A 26,225-nucleotide genomic window follows, 5' to 3' on the forward strand; every position below is an offset into this window, starting at 1 on the left:
GTAAACTTAAGTTTATTTAACAGGTGCCTTTTTGGCAGTTAATCCCATATGCATCATTTGTGTTGCTAATGAGTGCTGAGATGAATACGGAGGAAGTTCTCCTGTAAAGTCTTCTACTGCGTATCTGTTGGCATTATTCAGATATATTACAATAGGTGCTTCTTTTATGATGTCTTTAAGGTGAAATAATAGTTCTTCATCGCTTTTTTTCCATACTCTTTGTGCATTGGCTATTAGTAGATTAATGGCTGCTTTGTTCAATAAAATAGGAGGTAAGCAATTATACTGAATTGCGGGATATTCAATTAGAACAATATCGCTTTTTTGAGTTGTTTCCGTAGAATAAATATCAGAGAAGTTACTAGCAAGTAAAAATGTAGCATCATCTGTTGGAAAATCTTCTCCTGCTTTTAAATATTTCACTTTTAATCCTAGATTTTCCCATTCTTCTATCATATATTTCCCTACAAAACTTTTCCCTTCACCTTTTTCAATGCTCAGAAGATTTATATAAGTAGTTTCATGTGCTTTTAAAAAACAGTTTAGTTTATTACATGCGTAAGCTGCAGAAATTCGATGCCAGGCTTTGGAATATCCTCGGAAGCGTAATTGACCTCTACCGGAAAATGCGCCAAGTACTTTAATTCCTGTTAAACGTTGGGTGCGGTCTGCGTCTCTTAAAGTGCGATCTAATAATTCTATAAGCAGATTATATCCAAGAATGAAAATTATACTTCCTAGGAATGCAGCAATTATAAATAATAAACGTTTACCCCCGTTTGGGAAAAGAGGGAAAGCAGGCTCTGTAATAGTATCTAGTCCGGCCGTAGTTAGTTGAATATTTCTTTTACGTAAATAAGCAAGATTAAGAGCATGAACCATTTCTAAATATGTTTGTTCTGTTACATTAATTTCTCTTTCTCTGCTTTTTATTTCAGTACCTACTGGAGAAAAAGTTGAATATATTGTTTGATAATCTTTACGTCGCTTATCCAAAACTTTTATTTCTGCCTTAGCTTTTGTGTTTTGAATAAGAGCATTTAACCATTGATCTACCATGTTATTTATGGCTATACCTTCCTTGGAGTATTGATAAACATTTATGTTGTTAGAAATATCAGCTATTTCTTTTTCTGTATTTTTTAATTCATGCTTATAGTCTTCCAATTGAGGGTTGTTGAGCTTTGATTTTTCAGAAGAAAATGTCTCTATTTCTGTAATTTTCCCATTAATGGTTGCTATATCATCTAGTTTCTGAATAAAATCTTTATTGGTTTGGAATAACTTAGTTCTTGTTTCCATTTGTTTTTCCAAGTCATTTAATAGCTTACTGCTACTTTCTAATTCTCTCTGGATTGCTTCATATCGATTTTCAAAATCAGTAAAAGAAATAGCTGTTGCCTTAGTTTGTTCTTGGTAATTAATAATATTATTTTGGATATTATAATTAGATAGAGAGACTTCTTGCCCTTTTAATATTTCCCGATATTTTTTTACTTGTGCTTCAAAATAAGCTATAGCATCGTTTGTTGCCCTATATCTTAATTCATTATATGAATTGAGTAACTCTTCACTTAACAACTTCACAGTATTAGTCGTTATACCTGGGTCGTCTGATTGATATGAAAGTTCAAGAATGTCACTGTTACCTATACGTTTAATTTGTACTTTATTGAGGGCGGCATAACTATAATGAGGATTATTGCCATTAAGTAGTATGTATAAGAAATTTTGTGGAGAATATTGTTTGTAATTTTTAAGATTTTCAATTGTTTTTTCCTCTGATTCCTTATTAATTAGTGCTTTTATTTCTTCAGGAACCATGCTTTGCAATTTTTTAAAGTTTTTGGCCGTAATATACATGTTATCTTCTTCTAGACTTCCATGAATCATATTCATGGTGAATAAATGTAACGATACGTTTTCTAAAGTAGATTTAGACTTAATCAAATTGATTAGATTATCATAAGTGTTGTTGACTACCTGAAAATTAGGAGTCTCGTCTCCAGTTAATGAGGTACTGGATACAATGCCCGTATATATAGTGGTATCTACTGTATATGTTTTTGATAAAAACTGAGTAAAGTAGGCTACTAACAATGTAACAATTAGACTACCAAATAATAGTTGATAACGTATTCGGTAAATGAAACGGGATATAAATAATGATATATTCATAGATAAATTTATCTTTTCATGATTTTTACATTTGTTAGTAACTCCAGCAAGGTAATTGCGTTTTGTAGAGATACTTTGCCTGATTGATATTTTTCTAATGCGGCAGAACGTCTACCTCTTTCCAAAGATAATGCAATAATATCAATTTTCCCATTGATGAAATCTTGTTCGGATATTTTCATTTGTGCATTATATAAGGCAGCTGCCTCAGCCTTAGATTTCATAACAGCTAATTCTTGTAATACCTTATTATACGCTTCTAAAATAACTAATTTCCTTTCTTCTACAGTAATTGCATATTCATAATCCATTTGTTTGAATTTAGCCTTTCTGGCACGTACTTTTTGTTTTTGACTGACTAAATCTCCTAAGGGTATTGAGAGGGAAAGACCAATATAGTATTGATTTTGGGATATTCCATTAGATGTGTAATACATTGGAGTATCTGAGTCGGAGAAACCATTAACAGAAACCATTCTTCCATATTGATAACTACCTATTCCTCGTAGATAGTTTAGCCATTGTCTTCTAACAACTTTCAACTCGGCATTTGCTTCATCTCTTTTTGCTTCATATATTCTTACGGATGGATGGTCCTGAACCGATGCTAAAAATGCAGACAAAGGAGGTAACTGTATTTTTTCATAATCATCTAACATTGCATTTATTGAATCTGTAGTAGAAGATACAATTACAGTTTCCGGTTTCGGCATTTTTCCTTTTTGTGCAAAGACTATACCACCTAATGATAAAAATAAGATGCAAATCCAAAATTTCTTCATAAATTATACATTTTCTTTTTGAATAAAAGCTGTGATGGTTTTCAAAATAATTTTTATATCCATCCAGAAAGAATAATTTTGTGCATATTTTATGTCTAATTGTTTACGTTCTTCTGCTGATAGTTTACCGGCGTCACCTCTTTTTTCTACTTGCCATAATCCGGTAAGTCCGGCAGGAGCCATGAAACGGTCGATATAATCGTCTTTAGTTAATAATTCAGCCTCATAGAGAGGGAGAGGGCGATTGCCTACTATTGACATATCCCCTTTTAAAATATTGAATAATTGCGGTAATTCATCTATACTATATTTTCTTATGAAATGTCCGACTTTTGTTATACGTGGATCATTCTCTAATTTCACAAAAGAATTTTTTTGTTCATTATTCCGTTGTTCCAAATAATCTTGCTCCTGTATGAAACATTCATCTGAAACTAATATCATATCATCGTCTCCAAAACTCATAGAATCAATTTCATTTATAGAGATATGTTTTTTTTCTTCTTTTTCTACTTCTTCTTTGTATTGGTTTAATTTATCGAATTCTTTGAGTCGTTTGTCTGCTCCATTATACATAGAACGAAATTTAAGAAAATCAAAAATTTTATAGTTACTTCCCACTCGCTTCGATTTATAGATAATTTTACCTTTACTTTCTATTCGAATTGCGATAGCCACTACAATTAATAACGGAGATAAAATAATGATTGCGATGCTTGCAAATATAATGTCAAATAATCGTTTCCACATGGGCAAACGGAAAGAGGTTAGCGGGGTGGACTTTAAAAAATCAGGTAATAATTGCTCATATCTAGCTATGATAAATTCGATACTCTTTTGATATCTTACTTTTTCAACGTCAGGTGTTATTGTATCGTTTATCCCATTTTTTAGATATGTGATTTTTTCTTCTGTCTTTAATAAATCTGATGTTACAAGTACGATATAAACCCGATTGGATTTCTTTTTTAAATAGGATATATTGGGAATGTCCTGTTTTAGTGAAGTCCTTTCATATAAAATAATTATAGGATCATTACCAGGGAAATTAGAACATAATTTGCTAGCTTCTTTGATATGGTTAGATATTAATAATGGAGTATCTAATATATCTTTGAAATGAGAAATCGTTTGCTCATTACTACCAATATAGATAATTCTAATCATTATTTATCTTTATCAAGTATCTTTTTTTATTCTTATTTTTAGCTCCATGGGGTTGAAAGGCTTTAAAATATAGTCTTCAGCTCCTTCTTCTAGGAGACGTATACGTTCACTCGTACTTTCTTCACTTGATAACATTACGACTGGAATGGATTTAAACAACTCATTCTGTTTTACATAATGTAAGAATTCATCCCCGCGCATTTCCGGCATACGAATATCTGAAATAATTAGATCTGGTATATTACCTTCTTGTAACCATCTAATTCCCTTTAATGCATTTTCAAAATATATGAAATCATAATCTCCTGCAAGATAGAAATACACTACTTTTGCAATTGTTTCTTTGTCGTCTAATAAAAGAATTTTTTTCTTCATTTTGTATCAATTGAGAGATTAACTACTAATCATTTAATTCCTCTGAAAGAATTGAATTGTACAAAGATATATAATATTTAATTTATAAATTATGTTTCATCTGTTTTTTTAAAAAAAAGAGCAGAAATACTAAAAATCCGCTCTTTTTTTATGGTGCTATTATTAGTTATTTCGTATAAATATATTCCTTTCGGCCATTTTCTATTTTATACCAATCTTTACTTTCATTTCCTTGAGATGTAACCCAAGTCTCAAACATTGGATATGCCTTTTTAATATTTTGATATTCTGCAGGATATTGAAATTGTGTATTCTTATTGCTAGGTACCATCAATCCCCAAATAAGATTGTCTTTACTTAGGTAAGGAGCTACGTTATAATCATCGCAATTACTGCCTAATAACTTTCTGGAAGCTCTTTGGGTTGGTTCGAATCCTTTTAAATGAACTTCTTTTCTAGCTTGTTTTTTGCCATCTGTGACAATGAAGAAATTGAGATTATTAACATTTATATCTTCTGTCTGGATGTTTTTATTAAACTTAATCAGAACTTTGAATGTCTTTTCATCCGCTTCGTAATCTTTCTCCAAACGGGTGTTTATTGTCTTTCTTTCTGTTGTAAGGCCTAATGCTTTGTGTGCATTATCAAAGAACGGTATTACTGCGTATTCCTGATTGTTTTCTGTTCCATTCGAACAAACGAATATGCTTTCATCAAGTTCACGCTGGTATGAGTTATCATCTTCTACTTGTTGGATATCAGTCCTTTTGACCTTGTCTAATTGAATGGCTGCACCGATATTTTTTGTTGCTCCGACAGCACGTAATGTAGCTATGATTCCTAACTCACTTGCATAATCATTATCTTCTAATTTATAACTAAGTTTTATATCCATAACTAAGTCGTTCATGTCATAGTCTCCATATACAGGCCAATTATCTTCCATTAAGAATGTATATGAATTATCCGGAGATACGATAATTGGGAAACCAGATCCTCCTGGTTCGTCAGCCGGAACATTGTTTCCTTCTCCATTACAGCCACTTGCAGGAATTCCGATTGTTTCTTCTTCAGAGAATACACTGGTTACCTGATCATTTACTTTTATATAATTAGAATCGTAATCATGTCCGTTTTTGAATAAAACTTGTAGCTTATCTTTTAAATATAATCCACCCCACTTTACCTTAATATCATTAAATATAGCTAGAGCTGTTAGAGGTGCTCCATCGTCGCTAGCTTTAATATCATTGTTATAATCAAAAAAAGCACTCTCGGTTACTTTTAAGATGGCATTATAATTTAACGAGATAGTGGAGTTGTTCATTTTAAGGTTTTTGCATAATAACATTGCTTCTTGTCCTATAGTGAAATTTCTATTACCTTGTATATCTAGGTCGTCTACACTTGTATAACAGTAATTGAAAAAACGAGAATCACTGGTCGTAGTCATCTTAGTAGCAGTGAATTGCCCATAATTAAAAAATGCGCTCCCCGAATTGTCTATCCTTATTTCGTCGATGTTAACAATTCCGTTATTGATGAAATCACAATTACTATTAATTAGAAGATATTCACTGTGATAGACACCACTTTTTCCAACGTATACATCGCATCTGTTATTAATCTCTTGCCGGTTTTGAGGTGCAAGAGTTCCCATGATGTAAATTTGGGAATTTTGGCATGAATACCAATTTAATATTCCATTAAATGTTGTATTTTCTTCGATTACATAGTTTTTACCTTGCTCAATCGTGAAAGTTCCATTTCCTTCAATTTTTATAGCATCTGCAGGAACATTGATTTCCCGTTCTTCTGTTGGGGATTTCATTATACTCTTAGACGCATTACTTTGACTGTTTCCGGAAATAGTATTAGTAAAGTCACATATGATTTCTTTGTTGTCTACAGTAATTATTTTTAGCGCATTTCGCTTTTTCCCGTTTTTCATTATCATAGTCTGACATACATATAATTCTTTCGAATCTTTGGGAATAGTAAGCACGGTTGAGAAGTCTTTTCCTTTTTTAGCAAGCCCTTTTGTCAGTAATTGGGCATTTTTATTAGAAAATGGATTTTCGTCATAAACTGAAATCTCATAATAAAACTTACCCTCATATTCATCATTTGCATTGACGGTAAGGGATATTTCGTTAGTTGTAGACCAATCAAAATTTGCAGTGGTTTGTAATTCTGGCATTGGAGATGGTGTACGATAGTTAGGATCATATACATCGTCCTGACAACTTGTAAAAATGCTACTCACAATTAAAGTGATGGCAGCTGCATTGAATAATTTGTTAATAGATAAAATCATAAGCCTTTTTTAGTTTTGGGGGTACATTAAGTTTTTGTTTTTTAATATATTTCTGTGCAAAGGAAACAAATATAATTTATATACCAAAATAAATTAGTTGCAAATTCTGACTTGTAGTCTGTTTTTAACACTTATGTACTTTGATTATATGCTGTAAACTAGCTGTAACGGCTATTTGCTGGACTTATAAATTCTATTCGATTTTGACAGGAAAGGGTGTACGCAGGTGTTGTATCTATAATATTTTCTTAATTATTTCTTTTTGCCTATTTTTAATTTCAATATAAATAATATTATCTTTGGCGCGGAATCGGTTATACATAATGCATTAACACAAAGTTTTTTTATTAAAAAATGAATATGAATTTAGAAGAGGAAGAAGAACACATCGATTATTTGGAAATTATTCGTAGATATTTAGTACATTGGAAATTGATAATTTGCTCATTGTTAATTTGTATGACGATTGCTTTCATTTATCTTCGTTATGCTACGCCTGTTTATAATGTATATTCCATAATAATGCTAAAAGATAACGAGAGGGGAGGACGTGCGGATGAGTTGTCTGTTCTCCAAAGTTGGGGAATTATGGGAGCCGGTGATAATGTGGATAATGAATTGGAAATACTTAGATCATGGAATTTGACTCGTGAGGTAGTTAAAGAAATGCAATTATACATTACTTATAATTATAAGGGACATTTTAAATATGAAGATTTATATAAAAGTTCTCCAATTAATGTATTTGTGAATGTTGAGTCATTGGATACTTTATCTGCTCCATTAAAAATGACTATAAGAGAAAGTGGTAATGGACAGATAATAGTGGAAGGGAAATATAGGGAAGACTCCTTTAATAGAACATTAGAAAAATTGCCTGGTGATATATTGACTCCTATTGGTAAAATAACATTCGTGCGGAATCCTGATAATCAGTTGGAATCCGGAAATACGTTGTATGTTAAAGTTTTGAATCCGAATATTATTATAGGCTCTTTTCTTGGACGTTTAAGTGTTGAAACTACTTCTAAAACCACATCTGCTATTTGCCTTTCGATAAATGAGACCAATGTAGATCGCGGTATTGATTTTGTTACTAAATTAGTAGAGGTTTATAATCGTGAAGCTATTGAAGATAAAAATAAAGTGGCTCAAAATGTAGAAACGTTTATTAATGAGCGTCTGACAAAAATAGGAGTCGAACTTAGTTATGTAAAAGAGGATCTTGAAAATTATAAAATAAATGAGGGAATCATAGATGTGAAGGTTAATGCTCAACTTTCTTTACAGGAAAATACACTTTACCGGAAAGAGTTGGTGGCTTTGGAAACCCAGTTGAAATTGGTAAAGTATTTGGAACAGTTTATGAAAGAAGATAATGGAGTTGAGCGATTGGTGCCTACTAATGTCGGGATTGAAGATCAAACTTTGCAGGAGTTGATAAAGGAATACAATACGAAATTGATGGAACGTAATCGTCTGCTTCGTGCATCTTCAAGTCAAAATCCTACCGTTTTGATATTAACGAAAACAATCACTGAATTAAAAAAAGATTTATTATCGTCAATTTCCAGTATACAAGATGCATTGATGATATCCAGGGATGATTTGAATAAACAGATTTTAATATATAATGATCGTATAATAAATGTTCCGACACAAGAGCGGGAACTGTCGGAGAGACTGCGTAATGAGAAAGTGAAAACGGATCTTTATGCTATATTATCCCGAAAACGAGAAGAAAATGCATTGACTATGGCAATTTCTTCTGAAAAGGCACGTGTTATTAATGATCCTATGATAACCGGGCCTGTTTCACCTAAGCGTTCTCATGTGTATATATTGGCATTTGCATTAGGTTTTGCAATTCCGGTTGGAGGGCTTTATTTATATAATCTGTTAAATATTCATGTTCGGAATCGTAAAGAACTTGAAGCTTTGACGGATGTTTCTGTGTTAGGAGAAATACCGGTTTATGCGAAAAAAGAAGTAATAGCTGTCAAGGAAGGGGTTAATGACTTAATGGCGGAAGCATTTAGAACTGTCCGTGCCAATCTTCAGTTTATGGGTGGTAATGCTGCTTCGAAAGTAATAATGGTTACTTCTTCCATGCCCGGTGAGGGGAAAACTTTTATTTCTGTGAACCTTTCTGTCAGTTTGGCATTAATAGGGAAAAGAGTTTTATTAGTGGGAATGGATATTCGTAAACCAATGCTGGCAGAAATATTAAGTTTGAATCCTAAAAAAGGCGTTACTGATTATTTAGCCTGTATACGGAATGATGTTAGTGAATTAGTCCAACCGTCGGGAATACGTTCTAACTTTCATGTTTTAGTTTCCGGTACAATTCCTCCTAACCCTGCGGAGTTGTTGCAAAGTGAGAGGTTAACCGAATTGATGGAAACTTTGCGACAGGAATATGATTATATTATTGTAGATTCTGCTCCGATTGGGTTGGTTTCCGATTCGTTTTTAATGCATTCAGTGATAGATTCTACTATTTATGTAACCCGAGAAAATTATACGGAAAAGAAGCATTTGGAATGGTTGAATGATATTGCCGGAAATAAAAAGCTACCTTCTCCACATATAATAATAAATGCGGTAAGTCTTGAAAATATAGGAGGCCATGGAGCCAGTTATGGTTATGGAGGCTATGGAGAGAATACCGTGTCTTAATGAATATGAAATATTTTAATCAGAGGTTTATACGTTTTTTAATGAATTATTTAATATGCAAAATAAAAGTCTTATATTTGCGCCCGTAAAACATGGTATACCTAATTTATAACATTCGAATTTATGAAAATCTTCACTAGATTATTATTACTGTTATTGATATTTTCTTGGTCAAGCTGTAATTCTTATAAAAGGATTCCTTACATGATGGACTCGGAGAGTTTGACGATAGAGGAGACTGATAAAGCTAATCTTTATGATGCTCGTATTATGCCGAAAGATTTGTTGACTATCACTGTTAGCTCTACGGAACCCGAGGCTGCAATTCCTTTTAATTTGACGATTCCGACTATTCAATCTACTCAAACCAGATCTCTTACTTCGCAACCTGTATTGCAAACTTATTTGGTGGATAATAGTGGTGATGTGGAATTTCCGGTTTTGGGAAGAATACATTTAGGAGGCTTAACGAAATCAGAAGCAGAGAAATATATTGTTGATAAATTGAAAGGCTCTTTCAAAGAAACTCCGATTGTGAATGTACGTCTTGTTAATTATAAAGTTTCTGTCTTGGGCGAAGTTAATCGTCCGGGAACGTTTACTGTGGCGAATGAAAAGATTAATCTGTTTGAAGCATTAGCTTTGGCTGGAGATATGTCTGTCTATGGAAAACGTGATAATGTGAAACTGTTGCGCGAAGATAATAAAGGCAGAAAAGAAATTGTTACTCTTGATCTGAATAAAAGTGATATTATAAATTCCCCATATTTTTATTTACAACAAAATGATGTGATTTACGTTGAACCCAATAAAGCAAAATCAAAAAATGCCGATATAGGACAAAGTACCACCTTATTACTGTCCGGCACATCTATTTTGATTTCACTGGCTAGTTTGATCGTAAACATTGTCCGTTAGTCTGTTCACATTAATAAAATTAAAATGGCAAAAGAACAATTTTATAATAATCCGGAGGAAGAAGAGGACAGAATTGATTTTCAAGAGATTATTTTTAAATATTTATCTTATTGGAAGTGGATTGTCGGTTCCGTAGTTATTTGTATGATAGGTGCGTTCTTCTATTTAAGATATACTGCACCTGTTTATAACATATCATCAACTATCCTTTTAAAGGATGATAAAAAAGGTGGTGGTGTGGATGAATTATCTACACTTCAGGATTGGGGAGTGCTTAGTAGTAAGAACAATGTTGATAACGAAATTGAGGTTCTTAAGTCTAAGAATCTACTTAAATCAGTTGTAAATGAACTGAAATTGTACACGAGTTATTCTTTAGAAGGTAACATACGTAATACGCAGCTTTATAAAGATTCTCCTCTTTACGTTGATTTAAATTATAATTCGCTGGATTCTCTTATTGCTCCTGTTTTGTTGGAAGTTCAAATGTCAAGCGATGGGAAAGCCAAAGTTACGGGCAAATATGATGATGTAGAATTTGGTGAGACCATAACAGAATTCCCTGCTATCATGGAGAGTCCTGCAGGTATGATTACTTTGGCTCTGAATCCTGTAGCCGAACCTGTATATGATCAAAAAATATTGGTAACTATAATGAATCCGTTAACTGTTGCCAGAGGTTATGCAGGCGGATTGGAAATAGCTCCGACTTCTAAGACAACATCTGTTATTAATATTTCTTTACCTGAAACGAACAAACAAAGAGGAAAAGACTTTTTAAATAAATTGGTCGACGTTTATAACCGTGAGACTATCGAAGATAAGAATCGCGTTGCTAAAAATACAGAGACTTTCATTGACGAACGTCTTGCTAAACTTGATATTGAGTTAGGAAGTGCAGAACGTGATTTGGAGTCTTATAAGAAAAAAGAAAAGATTACCGATATACAGACGGATGCCCAGCTTGCGTTGCAGACTAATAGTGAGTATAAGAAAAAGCGGGTAGAGGTTGAAACACAATTGAGCTTAGTGCAATATTTGGAGAATTATGTTAGAGGTGATAAGGATAAAACAAAGTTAGTGCCTGCTAATGTTGGTATAACTGATCCTACTTTATTGGCTTTGACTTCTAAGTATAATGCTTATTTATTGGAGCGTGATCGTTTGTTGCGTATTTCTTCTGATAGCAACCCTGCTGTACAGAGTTTAAACAATACGATTGATGCGATGTATGAGAGTATCCTGGCTTCTTTGTCGAGTGTATATCAGGGATTGGTAATCTCTAAGAAAGACTTGGACCGCCAGGCTCAACTGTTTGATACTCGTATAGGCAATGTGCCTACTATGGAACGTGAATATACGGAAAAGGCACGTCAACAGCAGATTAAATCGGAGTTATTCTTGATCCTGTTGCAGAAGCGTGAGGAAAATTCATTGGCATTGTCTATTACAGCTACAAGTGCGAAGGTTATTGATGATGCATTTGCCAGCGGACCTATTTCTCCAAAGCGTTCATTAATTTATATGATTGCTTTTGTTTTAGGATTTGCAATTCCTATTGCAGTAATTTATTTAAGAGATCTGTTGAATTTCAGAATAGGAAATCGTCATGAGCTAGAAAAGCTGACTTCCGTATCCATGCTTGGCGAAATTCCTTTAACGAAAGACGAAGAATATGTTGCCGTTAAAGAGAATAAGAATGACAGTATGGTAGAAGCTTTTCGTGCTGTCCGAACGAATCTGCAATTTACACTTTCCGGGACGGGACATAAGGTTATTATGGTTACTTCGTCTATGCCGGGTGAAGGTAAAAGCTTTATTGCGATTAACCTGGCTGTAAGTCTTGCATTGATCAACAAGAAAGTGTTGCTTATCGGTTTGGACGTTCGTAAACCGACACTTGCCTCTTATTTAAGTATTGATAATAAGAGAGGTGCTACCAATTATTTGGCAAGTATGGAGGATGATCTGAGTAAATTGATTCATCAGACTAGCTTTAACAATAATCTGTATGTACTTCCGGCAGGTCCTATTCCTCCTAATCCGGCAGAGCTATTGTTAAATGACCGTTTAGATGAGATGGTTGGCACTTTGCGTAAAGAATATGATTTCATTATAATCGATACAGCGCCGATAGGTTTGGTTAGTGATTCGTTAATTGTGGGTCGTGTGGCAGATGCAACTATTTATGTAGCCCGTGCGAATGTAACTTATAAAAAGCATATGGAATGGTTGAATGATTTATATAGTACAAGCAAACTTCCTGCTCTATCCGTATTATTGAATGGAGTTACAATTGAAAAGAGTGGCTATTATGGCTATGGTTACGGATACGGATACGGCTATGGTTATGGATACGGTTACGGTGGTTACGGCGAGGATAAGGATGGTAATCATCAACATCGTCATCATAGAAAATAAGATAAATATTATACTAAAAAAAACCGGAATAACTTTTCTAATGTTTATTCCGGTTTTTGTTTTATCCTCTGCTTCCAAGACTGTTTGGATCGGGGTTCAGTTCTTTCACGGCATTTTTTACATCCTTTTTATTGGGAGCTTCATCACCCACCTGCTGTACCGGATATTCTATGTCTTTAAGTTCTTCAACTGAAGATTCTGTTTTTCTTTTATGTAAAACAGTTTGTTTAGGATTGTTTTTATTCTCCATTTCTCAATTAAGTTTTAGGTTTAGTCATTCAACATTTAAGTCTATTATATGGTTCAGGGAGAACCCATGAAAGTGAAAGTTAAACCTGCTAGCTGTTAAATATATGACTTAAAACGCCTAAGGGAGTGATGGCTAACGCTCCAGTAGATGTGAGCTATCGTTCCCTTAGGCGTTAGCCAACGCCCCCTTGAGCGTATGGCAACGCTCCCTTGGGTGATTGAAAAAACATACGGTCCTTTGTTTTCAAACGATAGGAGTTTGTGAACAAAGGACCGTATGTTTGTTTTCAATCGACCGTATGCTGAATTTCAGGTGTCTATATCATCATTCAAGATTGACTTTTCTTATTTCATTCTCAAAATTTGGAGTGAATACATTCTTACCGATATTAGCTTTTATTTCTTCTATGCTCCAGAAACGTCCGCCGTCCAATTCGTCACTGGGATTGATTGGTCCGTCATATACAGTTTTATGTACATAAACAAGTTCGCGTTCGTGAGCTGACTCGAATACGTATGAAGTAATTTGTTCGTAATCGAAATCTGTGATACCGAGCTCTTCGCGAACTTCCCGCTTGAGGGCTTGTTCTACATTCTCTCCCAAGTCGATATGTCCGCCTACGGCAGTATCCCATTTGCCGGGTTGTATATCTTTCCACTCCGGACGCTTTTGTAAGTAGAGTTCTCCTTTACTGTTGAATACATGAAGGTGTACGACGGGGTGCAGTTGCTTGCTGCCACTATGGCATTCTCCCCGTGTAGCTGCATCGATGATATTCCCGTGCTCGTCTACAATGGGAAATAATTCTTCTTTGTTGTCTTGCATTTTATGAAAGTAAACGTCCGCAAACTCTGGGGGATGCGGACGTTGGTTATTGTTAATAGTTAAATTTATAACGTTTCAGGAAGGCTACCGTCTTATGTATCTCTTTGTACATGACGATATCCTCTTTTACAAACGGCACTTCTTTGCGGTATGCCGTCATGAAATGTTCGAGCAGAGGAGAGGTCTTGGTCGGACGGCGGAAATCAAGCCCCTGAGCAGCATTCATCAGTTCGATGGCAAGAATATGCTCCAAATTGTCCATAATCTTATAGAGCTTTGTTGCGGCATTTGCTCCCATGCTGACATGATCTTCTTGTCCGTTGCTTGATACGATAGAGTCGCTGGATGCAGCGAAACAGTACATTTTATTCTGGCTAACCATGGATGCGGCAGCATATTGCGGTATCATGAAACCGGAGTTCAATCCCGGCTCTGCAACAAGAAACTCCGGCAAACCACGGAATCCCATAATGAGTTGTGCAACACGGCGTTCACTGATATTACCAAGCTCGGCCAAAGCAATAGCAAGGAAGTCGTATGAAATGGCAAGCGGTTGTCCATGGAAATTTCCTCCAGAGATAATCAGGTCTTCTTCCGGGAAGATGGTCGGATTGTCCGTTACGGAGTTGATTTCCGTGAGCAATACTGAGGATACATAGCGGATCGCATCTTTTGTAGCGCCATGCACTTGTGGTATGCAGCGGAACGAGTAAGGGTCTTGTACATGCTTTTTAGGACGTGCGATAAGTTCGCTGCCATCTAAAAGTTTACGGAATGCTTCGCCCGTTTCTATCTGACCTTTATGCGGACGCATCTGTTGGATACAGTCCATGAACGGATCGATACGTCCGTCGAATGCTTCAAGAGAAAGGGCACCGATCATGTCGGCACCTTTCATAATGCGACGTGCGCGGATGATAGCGTATACACCGTTGGCACTCATAAATTGTGTACCGTTGAGTAATGCCAAACCTTCTTTGCTCTGCAATTTCACCGGTTCCCAACCGAATTCATCCAATACAGCGATAGCTTCGCAACGTTTACCTTTATAATATACGTCGCCCACGCCGATAAGCGGGAGGAAGAGGTTGGCAAGAGGAGCGAGGTCGCCCGATGCACCGAGCGAACCGCGGTCATACACAATCGGCATGACATCGTTATTGAAGAAGTCGATGATGCGTTGTACGGTAATAACCTGTACGCCGCTATGCCCCAATGATAAAGCATGAGCTTTGAGCAGGAACATCAGTTTGACAATAACAGGAGGAACTTCTTGTCCTACACTGCATGCATGACTTTTTACGAGATTTTCCTGAAGCGTGCTTAAATCTTCCGGAGAAATGGTATGGTTACAAAGCGAACCGAATCCGGTAGTGATACCGTAAAGTGGAACTTCGGATTCTACTGCTTTCTTATCCAGATAGTCACGGCACTTTTGAATACGTTCTTTGGCTTCGGCAGATAGCTCCAGTTTCAGATTCTCATTGATAATGCGTTCGATAAGCTCGAATGTCAGATCTCCTGATCCTATTTGATATACGTTCTTTGCCATGATTAGATTCCAATTTGTTCTTTTACATATTTCATTATTTCAGCCTCTTGTTCGATCGCTTCCTTTTCAAGTTGATTCGCTTCCTTTGCCATTTGCGCAACGAACTCTTTATCGTCTATTGAAGTCAGGTTGATGCGAACGTTGAGTAATGCTCCGAGTACGGCATTGCGGGCACACATCATAGCCACGCAAGCATCGGTCACAGCATTTTGATTACCTTTGCGGGCAACCGTTGCGATTGCCGGCAGTATTCCGGCTACGGCACGCGCTACTTCCATCGGTACTTGTGCCGCGTAAATTGTTTCACGTTGGATGGCTTGTTTACGCAACTCTTTTTCTTCATCAGTTTCTTTCGGAAGTTTGAAGGCATCGAATACACGGTTGTACGCGTCGGAGTCACGGTCAATATCCTGCACCATACGTTCGCGCAAAGCATCAAACTTAGGAGCAAGCTCTTTCATGATATCTTCTACTTCCACGTATTTTTTACGTCCGATAGTCAGGTTGGCTACCATTTCAGCCAAAGCGGATGCTATGGCACCATTAAGGGCAGATATACTTCCACCGCCCGGTACGGGTTCGTTACTTGCTGTTTTATCAAGGAATCCTTTTACTGTCAGGTCTGCTAATTGCATATTATTATAGGTTTTGGTTCTTTAATATGGTTATTTAAAATATCAGAAACGGGTTGAAACGATGCGTCCTTCTTTAATAGTCATTTCAACCGAGTTCATGCCGGTATAATACGGCAGTACATAATAGGTATCGGTATCCAGTAAAGTAAGATCTCCCTGTTTGCCTGTTTCAATACTTCCGATACGGTGGGCACGTCCAATGGCGGCAGCTCCATTCAAGGTCAATGCTGTTATGGCTTCCTCTACCGATAAGTGCATATAGATACATGCCAGAGCAAAGGTTAACGGGATACTACCGGAGCAACAACTACCCGGATTAAGGTCGGTAGCCAAAGCAACGGCACAGCCGGAATCTATCATCTCGCGTCCTCGTGCGTAAGGTTCACGAAGAGTAAATGCCGTGAGGGGAAGGAGTGTGGCTACAACATCATTGGCAGCCATAGACCGGATACCTTCATCCGAAGCGTGGAGCAAATGGTCAGCACTGAGAGCATGTAATTCTCCGGCGAGTTCGGCTCCGCCAAAGGATACTATTTCGTCTGCGTGTATTTTTGCTCCGAATCCCATATCCTTTGCTGCGGATAGCAAACGTCGGGATTGTTCAACGGTAAATACGCCTTTTTCACAGAATATATCACAGTTCTCTGCTAAATTACGCTCTTTAACTTCCGGTAACATGACATTGATCAGATAGTCAATATATTCCTCTTCTCGTCCCTTGTATTCGGGCGGAAGGGCATGGGCGCCGAGAAAAGTCGTGGCAATATCTACTTTACGGTCTGTTTTATCATTAATGTCACGCATCACTTCCAACTGTTTTATTTCAGCATCATGATCGAGTCCGTAACCGCTTTTTCCTTCTACAGTGGTGACACCCATACGACTCATTACGTCGATAAACCATTCTGCTTTTTGCAAAAGTTCTTCATGGGATGCTGCTCGGGTAGCTTTCATGGTATTGACGATGCCTCCGCCACGTTCCATGATACTCATGTAGCTATCACCTCGCATACGCCACATAAATTCTTCAGGACGATAACCGCCGAAAACAAGGTGAGTATGTGAGTCTACAAACCCCGGTAAGAGAACTTTGCCATGTGCGTCGACTGCTTCATAACCTTCAGGCAGGGTAGGCCGATGCTCGCCGACATAGGTGATGATACCATCCGTTATCTCTACCGTACCATTAGGAATAGTGAGCAGCTCGTTCATCGCTTTGCCCCGGCGGGCAGTATTGCCTGTCGGGGTGACGATGTTGGCATTATATATAATAAGGTTGCCTTTCATGATTTACTCCATAACTCGTGCTTCAAGCACTTGTTGCATACTGAAGTTTTCCAGCCCTAAATAATAGGAGGCTGTATCAATAAGTGCTTCCATGGGGACAAGACCGATAATTTCACTACCTACTATACTTACTCCATAACGGCGTGCTTCGAAACGAACCATCTCCATAGCGCGGTAAAGGGCTGTTTTTGTATAGTCTGTCATATTGATGGAGACTTGCGTAATACCGCGATCTTTCAATTCTACCCCCATTGCTTTACAATAGCGTAAGCCGCCACCGATAAAACGAATCTTCTTAGCAATGTCATGGGCAATCTCAAGGCTTGGTGTATTTAGATTGATATTATAGGCAACAAGAGGCATACGTGCTCCAATGGCTACTGTGCCTGCGGTAGAATGACGCTCTGCCGGACCAAAATCCGGTTGCCATTCGGGAAGATGTATCTTTTCCGCCATGCCTTCGAACTCACCTTTACGGATAGCAGCAAGGTTCTCACGATGTGGAGCAGTCGCCGATTTCTCGTATAAGAATACCGGAAGTTTATATGCTTCTGCAACGCGTTGGCCTACTTCTTTCGACAAGGTGATTGCGTCGTCCATTGTACAGCCTTTTATCGGGATGAACGGCACTACATCAACTGCTCCCATGCGTGGATGTTGTCCTTGGTGGTGATTCAAATCAATAAGTTCTACGGCAATGCCGATAGCTTCTATCACAGCTTCTTTCAGTGCGTCAGGCTGACCTACTACGGTTACTACAAGACGGTTATGATCTTCGTCATTGCTATAATCCAATAGTTTCACGCCTTCTTTGGCGCGGAAAGGTGCTACAATCTTATCTATCTTTTGCAAATCACGTCCCTCGCTGAAGTTGGGTACGCATTCCATAATTTTTGACCAGTTCATAGTTATTCGTTGTTAATGTTATTATTTATTTTATGCTATTTTCTATTGTTTGTTTTATCAGTTCGTCGTCAGCTATATAAGGCATTGTAATATGGTAACCATCAGAATGTGTATTATTAAACTCTTCTGTCGTTTCCATTGCATGCTGGTTACGTGCCCATGAACGACGTGCCACACCGCCCATTACGTCCCATAACATAGAGGAACGTAGAATATTGTCAACACGTTCGCTTCCGTCGCATACCATGCCGAATCCACCGTTGATTGCCTTTCCGATACCTACGCCACCACCATTATGGAGAGCTACAAGACTCATGCCTCGTGCACAATTACCAGCAAAGCATTGTACTGCCATATCTGCCATTACATTACTTCCGTCTTTGATATTGGACGTCTCGCGGAATGGAGAATCCGTACCGCTTACATCGTGATGGTCACGTCCCAACATAATAGGACCTACCTCACCGTTGCGTACCATTTCATTGAATTTCAAGGCGATATTCATACGTCCCAAAGCATCCTGATAGAGAATACGCGCTTGTGTTCCTACTACCAGATTGTTCTTTTCTGCATCGCGTATCCAGTTGTAGTTATCCAAGTCTTGTCCTCGGCGGTTAGGGTCTATACATGACATAGCGGCATGATCAGTTTTAATCAGATCTTCATGCTTCCCACTCAGACATACCCAGCGGAATGGACCATAGCCATAATCGAACAATTCAGGTCCCATAATATCTTCCACGTAAGACGGGAAAATGAATCCGTCTTTTTCGTCTATTCCGTTACGTGAAATCTCTTTGACGCCTGCATCATAAATTGCTTTCATAAATGAATTTCCGTAATCAAAGAAGTATGTTCCACGGCTTACCAGTTCCTTTACAACGGAAAAATGGCGTCGTAAAGACGCATCTACTAAGCGGCAGAACTGTTCGCGGTCTTCTTTTAGCATCTGGGTACGTTCTTTGAATGTCAGTCCTGCCGGACAATAACCACCTTCATATACGGCATGACAGGACGTTTGATCGGAAAGCAGCTCTATTGCTTCATTCTGTGCTACGGCATATTCCAATAAATCTACAATGTTGCCATGATAGGCAATAGAGCATGGTTCTTTTTTGTTCATGGCTTCGTGTGCCAAACGGAAAGCTTCGGGAATGTCCGATGTGATATGTTGTACCCATCCCTGTTTATGCCGCGTTTCTATGCGTGATGCATCTACCTCGGCAATGATTGCTGCCGCTCCTGCTATTTCGGCTGCTTTGGGTTGTGCACCGCTCATACCGCCCAAACCGGAAGAAATGAAAAGATGTCCGCGCAGATCACCGTTTTGCGGTATGCCGAGTTTCATTCGTCCGGCATTTAGTAAGGTATTGAATGTACCGTGTACGATACCTTGCGGACCAATGTACATCCATCCGCCGGCTGTCATCTGACCATAGTTTGCCACTCCCATTTGTGCCGCTATTTCCCAATCCTTTTGGTTGTCAAACAGACCTACCATCATGGAATTGGTGATAATAACACGTGGCGCTTCGGGTTTTGATTTAAATAAACCTAAAGGATGCCCGCTTTCTACTACCAGAGTTTGGTCTTGTGTCAGTTCTTCGAGATACATCTTTATGAGACGGTATTGCATCCAGTTTTGGCATACCTGTCCTGTTTCGCCATAGGTTACTAATTCATAGGGGTAGAGGGCAATATCAAATGACAGATTATTATCTATCATAACTTGAAAAGCCTTTCCTTCGATACATTTTCCTTTATATTCGTCGATAGGTTTTGCCTTGAGATCACCTTCGGGACGGAAGCGGTAACCATATATCTTACCACGTGTCAGCAATTCGTTCATAAATTCGGGAGCGAGTTGTGCGTGAAGTTCGCGTGGAATGTAACGTAGTGCATTCTTTAGTGCAGTCTTAGTCTGTGCAGGTGACAACTTATAGCCACGATCCGGTGCGCGACGGATACCTTCCACGAATACTGGAGGGTCGGGTAGTTGATTAGATAATGTGAATTTCATATCATTTTTTGGTTTAGTGATGTGCAAATGTAATAAATATACCTGATTATTGTACGTATCAGAGTATATTTAATAACATATTGCTAAAAGTTTATGTAGATGCAATGCCGAAGAATTGCTCAGATATGCAATTCTATATAAGATTTCTTATCCGGATTTAATGTTGTCCGGTCAATTGTAGTATTGTTAAGTTAATGATGTCTGATACTGTTATGGTATGAGCAATGATGAGTCGCCATAACTTAAAAAACGGAATCCGTGACTAAGTGCATAATCATAGATAGTACGCCAATTACCGTTGACAAATGCTGAGACGAGTAGCAGCAAGGTACTTTGCGGTTGGTGAAAGTTGGTTACCATCATGCGTACGATACGGTATTCATAACCCGGTGCGATAATGATTTGCGTACTGGTGTGCAGTGCTTCCATACCGTGTCTGTCAAGATAATTAAGAATAGCTTGAAGCGCTTCAACAGAGGATAGTCGAGAAGGAGTTTCATAAGGTTGCCATTGGTGCACGTGAAGTTCTTCTTCTGTTGCGTCGGGATTGTTGTGTAGTGTTACGCCTATATGGTATAAGCTTTCCAATGTACGTACGGAAGTTGTGCCGACTGCAACGCAATGCCCACCGTGAGTTATCAGTTGTTCGATGGTGTGACGACTAACGGAAATATATTCCGTATGCATCTCGTGCCCTTCTATTTCTTCACTCTTGACAGGCTTAAATGTACCGGCCCCTACATGAAGTGTAAGTTCTTCCAGCTCTATTCCTTTATTCTTTAACGCACTGAGTACCCGTTCTGTAAAATGTAGTCCGGCAGTTGGAGCGGCTACCGAACCTTTTATCTTGCTGTATACAGTCTGGTATGTTTCTTTATCGCTTTCTTCTGTTTCCCGGTTTAAATAAGGTGGGATAGGCAGTTCACCGAATACTTCAAGTATGTCAGCGAAGGTTATCTCTGAATTGTTCCATCGAAAGTCTATCCAATGGCTTGTACCGCAACATTCACCTCGTGTAGCGGTTAGTGTGACAGTCTGTCCTTTTATAATCATTTCCCGACTTAACGTTCCTTCTTTCCATTTCTTTAAATTGCCTATCATGCAAAGCCATGCGCAATGTTCCGTTTGTTGGAAAGAGAGTACATAATCATTCGGGGCAATGGGTTCGAGGCAGAACACTTCGATTAATGCTCCTGTCTCTTTACGAAAATGCAGACGTGCCTGAATTACCTTTGTATTGTTGAATACCATCAATTCGCCTTCCGGTAGATAGTCCGGTAAAGACGTAAATATACTTTCTGATACATTATCATGGCGGTATACAAGCAGTTTGGATTGGTCGCGGACGGGTAACGGAAATTTGGCAATACGTTCGTCAGGTAATGGATAGTTATAATCGCTTATATGTATATGCTTAGGATCTTGACTTGTCATAGTGTTCTGATATTTTCTTTACTTGCAACATTCCAATGTTCGCGCAAAGGTACATACTTTTTCGCTGAAATACATTATCTTTGTAGACTGATAAATCAATAAAATAAGTAGGAAATATGAAAATAGGAGATAAAGTACGCTTCCTTAGTGAAGTAGGAGGCGGCATTGTGAAAGAATTCCGTGGGAAAAATATCGTGTTGGTAGAAGATGGAGATGGATTCGATATTCCAATGCCGGTGAATGAATGTGTGGTGATTGATACGGATGATTATAATATGAAGCGTAAGTCTGCTCCTCAACCGAAACGACAAGAAGAACCTGTACGTAAAGAGGTGGAGAAACCTGTCACGTATCGTCCTGCTGAAACACGTGAGGGAGAAACATTGAATGTGGTGTTGGCGTACGTGCCGGAAGACGTGAAATCAATATCTGCTACGGGATTTGATACTTATTTGGTGAACGATAGTAATTATTATCTGTATTATACGTATCTCAATGCCGAAGGGGCTGCTTGGAAAGTGCGTGCATCCGGTTTGCTTGAGCCTAATACAAAAGAATTGCTGGAGACTTTCACCAAGGATAGTCTGAACGATTTGGAACGTGTGGCAGTGCAGTTGATACCTTTTAAGCAGGAACGTACATTTCTAATGAAACCTGCTGCCAATGTTGAGTTACGGATAGATACGGTAAAGTTCTATAAACTGCATACTTTTTCAGAGTCCGTTTATTTTGAGGAACCCGCATTGATTTATGACATTGTAAAGAACGATGTTCCTGTAAAGCAGATATTTGTGAATGCCGATGATATAAAGGAAGCACTATTGCAGAAACGGAATGTAGATGAACCGGTGAAGTTACAGAAGAAACAACCTGTAAAGCAAGATATTGTTGAGGTTGATTTACATGCAGCGGAATTACTGGATTCAACGGCCGGCATGAGCAATAGCGAAATACTTAATTATCAACTTGGTAAGTTTCGTGAGGCTATGGAACAATATAAAGGGCGTCGCGGACAGAAGATTGTCTTTATCCACGGTAAAGGTGATGGAGTATTGCGTAAAGCTGTGATAGATGAGCTGAAGCATAAATATAAAACGTGTACTTATCAGGATGCTTCCTTTCGGGAATATGGGTTTGGGGCAACAATGGTGACAGTGAGATAAACCAAGAGGTTGTCTAAACTATCTCAATTCCCCCGCTTGAGCGGGGGTAGGGGGTGTGTTACTTTTCTAACAGTTTAATAAGCAAAGAAAGATTACACACCCCTTAATCCCCGCTCAAGCGGGGAAACTTGAATGCTTTGACTTTTGACCCCTCAATATAATTTCTTATGTCTTTGTAAAACCATCTTAACCTACAATTCTTTTACTTTAGCTTTACCAACCTGTTCCGGTTCGACAAACACGTATTTATAAGCAACACGCATGGCGGCTAATGGTAATTCATACAATTTGGCACGACGTACAAGGCGGGCGGTCATTTCATGTAAGCGGCCGTCAATGAAACCAATCATGTCGCTTTCGTTACTGCTTTCCTCTCCGAAAGTGTCGGCTGCTTCAATAACTAGAAACGGATACTCACTGCCTTCGGTTGCATATCCTACTGCGATAGCAGCCCAAACCCATACCGGACCGTGTGCTATGACTTTGCGACCGGTGATTATTTTGCTTTCGCCACGTTCCATTTCATGTCGGCAACAGCAATCTTTTTCTTCCAATGGCTCTCCGGCTTCATATGCAGGAACTTTGGCGGAATCGGAGATCGGTTGGTCATAACGCTTTTTTTCGTTTTCTTTCGGGAACATAAAACTGTAAACGTCATATTCCATTTTCATTTCATCTTTATTTCCGGCAAGTGCAGTGCCTACTGCGAGTTTTACCACAGGATATCCTCCATTCCGGTTCTTTTCATATACTGCGTCGTTGATAACGGCGTAATCTGTCAGCTCTTTCATAATCCAATGTTTTTAATGTTTTCCACTATCAACAACAAACGAGCTGAATAGATTGGCTGGAAATGGCTAAATAAGTGGAAAGAATATGAAGAAAAGTTTCATTCTACTGTCTTATTTTAATATGTTTTTTATACCCCCTCGTTTATTTTTGTCGCGGAGCTCATTATCAGTGTTTTATCTTCTAAAAAGCCTCAAATAAGAAAACTTGTGACATCAATAGTCCTTATGACTGTTGAAAATTTGTCGCGCTTTTTGCATGCTTCTCTAAAATGCACTACATCTTCATGCCCGATGCACTACGTCTCTTTGTCGAATGCCCTAGATCTTTCGGGGGAAAGGTATGGGAGAAATCGTTTAGTCATCAGGAAGAAACTTATTATCCATAGGGAGAAGAAGCGTTACTTACCTTGTTCGTTTTAATATTTGAAGGTTATATGATTTTAGATTGAACAAAACAGGGTAACGAGAAACGGTACGGAAAAATCCGTCAGGCATCCGTGAAAGACGGATACTACAATATATTTTTGTCCGGATGCACGTGTGATAATGGGTAGGGTAGTGTCCATAGTTGTAGCGCCACCTACGGAAATAGGGGCGAGAGGCCCGAACCATTTTGCCAATAATGGGGCAAAAAGTAAAGCGATGATTTCGCGAATGATATTGCTCATTAATGCAATCGTACCTAGCTCTGCTCCTTTATATTCCGTTATGATTATGCTGGAAAGTGAGTAATAGCCAAGTCCGGAACCTACTGCACAGGCATCGGTGGCTGAATAATTATTAAGGAAAAGAGAGGCAACGGTGCATCCGGCCAGTGTGCCGAGTATAGTCATTAAAGGCAGTAAGGCAAAACGCGGGTTCAGGCGACGAAAACTAAATAATGTATTCGGATCACTACCCACGCTGATTCCAACACAGAACATCAATCCGCAAAGAGCATAAAAACTTAAATTGTATTGATGGAAATTAACCGGAATTATGTTGTAGAGGCTTGATAAGATTCCGAGCACGAAGAAACCGATGATGATGAGGCTTCCTTTCATAAACCACCTCCTTTCTTGGAAATATAAACCCAAAGCCCCCATGCTGCCAAGATACTTCCTGCTACTCCCGCTAATGTGAGGAGTAGAGCTTGCAGACCGATGGTGTGCAAACCTTTGATGATGGCTTCATTATGACCGACTTCTGTGCCGAGTAGGAATAGTAATATCCAGATAAGTGTGGTAACGATTTGTTGTATAAACTTTAAATTATGCTGCCGGAAGATATATCCGATACATATCCCGGTGAGCATAAGTGATATAATAATGATGATAAACATATTGATATTCTCTTGTTTTTACTCTACCCAAAGTAAGTCACTCATGATTCCATCTGAAATGAATATTCCCTCCTTACTTATATATAAGGTATTGTCACGCATAATAAGTTTGCCTGTGGTAAGGTGTGGTTGGGCATTGGTCAGGCAATAATTATATAATTCTTCTCCGAATTTCAGTTTTAAGGCTTTGAGAGTAAGTCCCCACATGGTTCTTAAAGATGTGATTATAAAATCATTGTATCGGGTAGTGAGGTCTAGTGCCTCTATTTCCACCTTTGGTTGGCCGTTTTCTATTCCTGTTATATATTGCTCCAGAGAAGCGATATTCCATTGACGATTGCTCCTGTCATACGAATGCGCAGATGGTCCGCATCCCAGATATTTTGTATCTATCCAGTAGCCGGAGTTATGGCGGGAATATTTACCCGGTCGGCAAAAGTTAGATATTTCATAATGTTCGTATCCTGCTTTTGTAAGCTCATCTATCATCATGGCAAAGAAGTCTACACTGCTGTCTTCATCTATTTCATCTACTTTATGTTGCTCACGCATTTTCCAGAGTGCAGTACCTTCTTCATAAATAAGATGGTAGGCGGATATATGTTCTACATCCATGGATATGGCCCGGCGTAGGTCTGTCAGCCAACTTTGCCGGTTTTCTCCGGGTAGTCCGTATATCAGGTCGATACTGATATTCTCAAACCCGGCTTTTCGGCATTCTTCCACTGCTTGAATAGCCTGCGCAGCGGTGTGTCTGCGGTTGAGCAGTTGAAGTGTTTTATCATTAAATGTTTGTATACCGATGCTGATACGGTTGAAAGGCAATAAAGCTAATTGTTGTATGTATGCCTTGTTAAGATCATCCGGGTTGGCTTCCATTGTAATCTCTTTGCAATAATCCATGCCATATACACGGTCTATTGTATCAAATATTTTATTAAAGGCTTCCGCCGATAATAACGAGGGTGTGCCCCCTCCGAAATAAACTGTTTCAATCTTTTCTCCTTTTAAGTAGGATGCTCTCATTTCCAGTTCTTTGCATAATGCATCGATATAGCGATCCTGCCACTCTTGCATGGTGGTAGAGTAGAAGTCGCAATAGATGCAGCGCGTTTTGCAGAAAGGTATATGTAAATAAATTCCGGCCATCTTTTTATTATTGGATTGCAAATGTATCTATTTTAGATAGATATATGAAATATTT

General features: G+C 38.2%; 21 protein-coding genes. 4 read left to right on the forward strand and 17 right to left on the reverse strand.

The window, feature by feature from the left end:
- Positions 1-12 precede the first annotated feature (12 nt).
- The 5 genes from DXB63_RS07010 to DXB63_RS07030 all read right to left on the reverse strand — a co-directional run bounded on the left by DXB63_RS07010 (position 13) and on the right by DXB63_RS07030 (position 6,819).
- Positions 13-1,899 (reverse strand): hypothetical protein, encoded by a 1,887-nt coding sequence (locus DXB63_RS07010; protein ID WP_233522815.1) that lies wholly within the window; start codon positions 1,897-1,899, stop codon positions 13-15.
- A gap of 287 nt (positions 1,900-2,186) precedes the next feature.
- Complete coding sequence (locus DXB63_RS07015; protein WP_122125687.1) at positions 2,187-2,960, reverse strand: TolC family protein; 774 nt, start codon at positions 2,958-2,960, stop codon at positions 2,187-2,189.
- A 3-nt stretch (positions 2,961-2,963) separates the two neighbouring features.
- Complete coding sequence (locus DXB63_RS07020; RefSeq protein ID WP_122125688.1) at positions 2,964-4,127, reverse strand: sugar transferase; 1,164 nt, start codon at positions 4,125-4,127, stop codon at positions 2,964-2,966.
- Positions 4,128-4,139: 12 nt separating this feature from the next.
- Positions 4,140-4,502, reverse strand: coding sequence for a PleD family two-component system response regulator (locus tag DXB63_RS07025; protein WP_122125689.1), 363 nt, complete (start codon positions 4,500-4,502; stop codon positions 4,140-4,142).
- 166 nt (positions 4,503-4,668) lie between these two features.
- Positions 4,669-6,819, reverse strand: a complete 2,151-nt coding sequence (locus tag DXB63_RS07030; protein WP_122125690.1) for an LruC domain-containing protein — start codon at positions 6,817-6,819, stop codon at positions 4,669-4,671.
- Between the two features lie 360 nt (positions 6,820-7,179).
- Between DXB63_RS07030 and DXB63_RS07035 the strand changes: the two genes are divergently transcribed.
- The 3 genes from DXB63_RS07035 to DXB63_RS07045 all read left to right on the forward strand — a co-directional run bounded on the left by DXB63_RS07035 (position 7,180) and on the right by DXB63_RS07045 (position 12,837).
- Positions 7,180-9,498: a polysaccharide biosynthesis tyrosine autokinase gene (locus tag DXB63_RS07035; RefSeq protein WP_158563652.1), complete on the forward strand. Its 2,319-nt coding sequence runs from the start codon at positions 7,180-7,182 to the stop codon at positions 9,496-9,498.
- A gap of 123 nt (positions 9,499-9,621) precedes the next feature.
- Positions 9,622-10,416, forward strand: coding sequence for a polysaccharide biosynthesis/export family protein (locus tag DXB63_RS07040; protein WP_122125692.1), 795 nt, complete (start codon positions 9,622-9,624; stop codon positions 10,414-10,416).
- Positions 10,417-10,440: 24 nt separating this feature from the next.
- The gene (locus tag DXB63_RS07045) at positions 10,441-12,837 is read left to right on the forward strand and encodes a tyrosine-protein kinase (protein WP_122125693.1); all 2,397 of its coding nucleotides are present in this window, start codon (positions 10,441-10,443) and stop codon (positions 12,835-12,837) included.
- A 61-nt stretch (positions 12,838-12,898) separates the two neighbouring features.
- On the opposite strand, the gene DXB63_RS07050 is transcribed toward DXB63_RS07045, so the two are convergent.
- The 8 genes from DXB63_RS07050 to DXB63_RS07085 all read right to left on the reverse strand — a co-directional run bounded on the left by DXB63_RS07050 (position 12,899) and on the right by DXB63_RS07085 (position 21,746).
- Positions 12,899-13,087 (reverse strand): hypothetical protein, encoded by a 189-nt coding sequence (locus DXB63_RS07050; protein ID WP_122125694.1) that lies wholly within the window; start codon positions 13,085-13,087, stop codon positions 12,899-12,901.
- 324 nt (positions 13,088-13,411) lie between these two features.
- On the reverse strand, positions 13,412-13,912 hold the full coding sequence (locus DXB63_RS07055; RefSeq protein ID WP_122125695.1) for an NUDIX domain-containing protein: 501 nt from the start codon (positions 13,910-13,912) through the stop codon (positions 13,412-13,414).
- Positions 13,913-13,964: 52 nt separating this feature from the next.
- Positions 13,965-15,464, reverse strand: coding sequence for a histidine ammonia-lyase (gene hutH, locus DXB63_RS07060; protein ID WP_122125696.1), 1,500 nt, complete (start codon positions 15,462-15,464; stop codon positions 13,965-13,967).
- Positions 15,465-15,466: 2 nt separating this feature from the next.
- On the reverse strand, positions 15,467-16,099 hold the full coding sequence (locus DXB63_RS07065) for a cyclodeaminase/cyclohydrolase family protein (RefSeq protein WP_122125697.1): 633 nt from the start codon (positions 16,097-16,099) through the stop codon (positions 15,467-15,469).
- Positions 16,100-16,141: 42 nt separating this feature from the next.
- A complete protein-coding gene (hutI, locus tag DXB63_RS07070) occupies positions 16,142-17,386 on the reverse strand; it encodes an imidazolonepropionase (protein ID WP_122125698.1) in 1,245 nt (414 codons plus the stop codon).
- Positions 17,387-17,389: 3 nt separating this feature from the next.
- The gene (ftcD, locus tag DXB63_RS07075) at positions 17,390-18,292 is read right to left on the reverse strand and encodes a glutamate formimidoyltransferase (protein ID WP_122125699.1); all 903 of its coding nucleotides are present in this window, start codon (positions 18,290-18,292) and stop codon (positions 17,390-17,392) included.
- Positions 18,293-18,317: 25 nt separating this feature from the next.
- Positions 18,318-20,312: a urocanate hydratase gene (locus DXB63_RS07080; RefSeq protein ID WP_122125700.1), complete on the reverse strand. Its 1,995-nt coding sequence runs from the start codon at positions 20,310-20,312 to the stop codon at positions 18,318-18,320.
- Positions 20,313-20,522: 210 nt separating this feature from the next.
- Positions 20,523-21,746, reverse strand: a complete 1,224-nt coding sequence (locus DXB63_RS07085) for an S-adenosylmethionine:tRNA ribosyltransferase-isomerase (RefSeq protein ID WP_122125701.1) — start codon at positions 21,744-21,746, stop codon at positions 20,523-20,525.
- Between the two features lie 116 nt (positions 21,747-21,862).
- Here DXB63_RS07085 and DXB63_RS07090 point away from each other — a divergent pair, with 116 nt between their 5' ends.
- On the forward strand, positions 21,863-22,909 hold the full coding sequence (locus tag DXB63_RS07090; RefSeq protein WP_122125702.1) for a DUF2027 domain-containing protein: 1,047 nt from the start codon (positions 21,863-21,865) through the stop codon (positions 22,907-22,909).
- 191 nt (positions 22,910-23,100) lie between these two features.
- On the opposite strand, the gene DXB63_RS07095 is transcribed toward DXB63_RS07090, so the two are convergent.
- The 4 genes from DXB63_RS07095 to hemW all read right to left on the reverse strand — a co-directional run bounded on the left by DXB63_RS07095 (position 23,101) and on the right by hemW (position 26,170).
- Positions 23,101-23,700: a histidine decarboxylase, pyruvoyl type gene (locus DXB63_RS07095; RefSeq protein WP_122125703.1), complete on the reverse strand. Its 600-nt coding sequence runs from the start codon at positions 23,698-23,700 to the stop codon at positions 23,101-23,103.
- 440 nt (positions 23,701-24,140) lie between these two features.
- On the reverse strand, positions 24,141-24,743 hold the full coding sequence (locus tag DXB63_RS07100; protein ID WP_122125704.1) for a lysine exporter LysO family protein: 603 nt from the start codon (positions 24,741-24,743) through the stop codon (positions 24,141-24,143).
- The gene (locus tag DXB63_RS07105) at positions 24,740-25,015 is read right to left on the reverse strand and encodes a LysO family transporter (protein WP_122125736.1); all 276 of its coding nucleotides are present in this window, start codon (positions 25,013-25,015) and stop codon (positions 24,740-24,742) included. Before DXB63_RS07105 ends, DXB63_RS07100 begins: the two co-directional genes overlap by 4 nt.
- A gap of 24 nt (positions 25,016-25,039) precedes the next feature.
- Complete coding sequence (gene hemW / locus DXB63_RS07110) at positions 25,040-26,170, reverse strand: radical SAM family heme chaperone HemW (protein WP_122125705.1); 1,131 nt, start codon at positions 26,168-26,170, stop codon at positions 25,040-25,042.
- Positions 26,171-26,225: the final 55 nt, after the last annotated feature.

This window comes from Bacteroides sp. OM05-12 (genome assembly GCF_003438995.1).
Taxonomy (GTDB): Bacteria; Bacteroidota; Bacteroidia; order Bacteroidales; family Bacteroidaceae; genus Bacteroides.

Coding starts and splice junctions, on each gene's coding strand:
- DXB63_RS07010 (WP_233522815.1), bottom strand. CDS start 1,899: ATGAATATGATTCATGGAAGTCTAGAAGAAGATAACATGTATATTACG.
- DXB63_RS07015 (WP_122125687.1), bottom strand. CDS start 2,960: ATGAAGAAATTTTGGATTTGCATCTTATTTTTATCATTAGGTGGTATA.
- DXB63_RS07020 (WP_122125688.1), bottom strand. CDS start 4,127: ATGATTAGAATTATCTATATTGGTAGTAATGAGCAAACGATTTCTCAT.
- DXB63_RS07025 (WP_122125689.1), bottom strand. CDS start 4,502: ATGAAGAAAAAAATTCTTTTATTAGACGACAAAGAAACAATTGCAAAA.
- DXB63_RS07030 (WP_122125690.1), bottom strand. CDS start 6,819: ATGATTTTATCTATTAACAAATTATTCAATGCAGCTGCCATCACTTTA.
- DXB63_RS07035 (WP_158563652.1), top strand. CDS start 7,180: ATGAATTTAGAAGAGGAAGAAGAACACATCGATTATTTGGAAATTATT.
- DXB63_RS07040 (WP_122125692.1), top strand. CDS start 9,622: ATGAAAATCTTCACTAGATTATTATTACTGTTATTGATATTTTCTTGG.
- DXB63_RS07045 (WP_122125693.1), top strand. CDS start 10,441: ATGGCAAAAGAACAATTTTATAATAATCCGGAGGAAGAAGAGGACAGA.
- DXB63_RS07050 (WP_122125694.1), bottom strand. CDS start 13,087: ATGGAGAATAAAAACAATCCTAAACAAACTGTTTTACATAAAAGAAAA.
- DXB63_RS07055 (WP_122125695.1), bottom strand. CDS start 13,912: ATGCAAGACAACAAAGAAGAATTATTTCCCATTGTAGACGAGCACGGG.
- hutH (WP_122125696.1), bottom strand. CDS start 15,464: ATGGCAAAGAACGTATATCAAATAGGATCAGGAGATCTGACATTCGAG.
- DXB63_RS07065 (WP_122125697.1), bottom strand. CDS start 16,099: ATGCAATTAGCAGACCTGACAGTAAAAGGATTCCTTGATAAAACAGCA.
- hutI (WP_122125698.1), bottom strand. CDS start 17,386: ATGAAAGGCAACCTTATTATATATAATGCCAACATCGTCACCCCGACA.
- ftcD (WP_122125699.1), bottom strand. CDS start 18,292: ATGAACTGGTCAAAAATTATGGAATGCGTACCCAACTTCAGCGAGGGA.
- DXB63_RS07080 (WP_122125700.1), bottom strand. CDS start 20,312: ATGAAATTCACATTATCTAATCAACTACCCGACCCTCCAGTATTCGTG.
- DXB63_RS07085 (WP_122125701.1), bottom strand. CDS start 21,746: ATGACAAGTCAAGATCCTAAGCATATACATATAAGCGATTATAACTAT.
- DXB63_RS07090 (WP_122125702.1), top strand. CDS start 21,863: ATGAAAATAGGAGATAAAGTACGCTTCCTTAGTGAAGTAGGAGGCGGC.
- DXB63_RS07095 (WP_122125703.1), bottom strand. CDS start 23,700: ATGAAAGAGCTGACAGATTACGCCGTTATCAACGACGCAGTATATGAA.
- DXB63_RS07100 (WP_122125704.1), bottom strand. CDS start 24,743: ATGAAAGGAAGCCTCATCATCATCGGTTTCTTCGTGCTCGGAATCTTA.
- hemW (WP_122125705.1), bottom strand. CDS start 26,170: ATGGCCGGAATTTATTTACATATACCTTTCTGCAAAACGCGCTGCATC.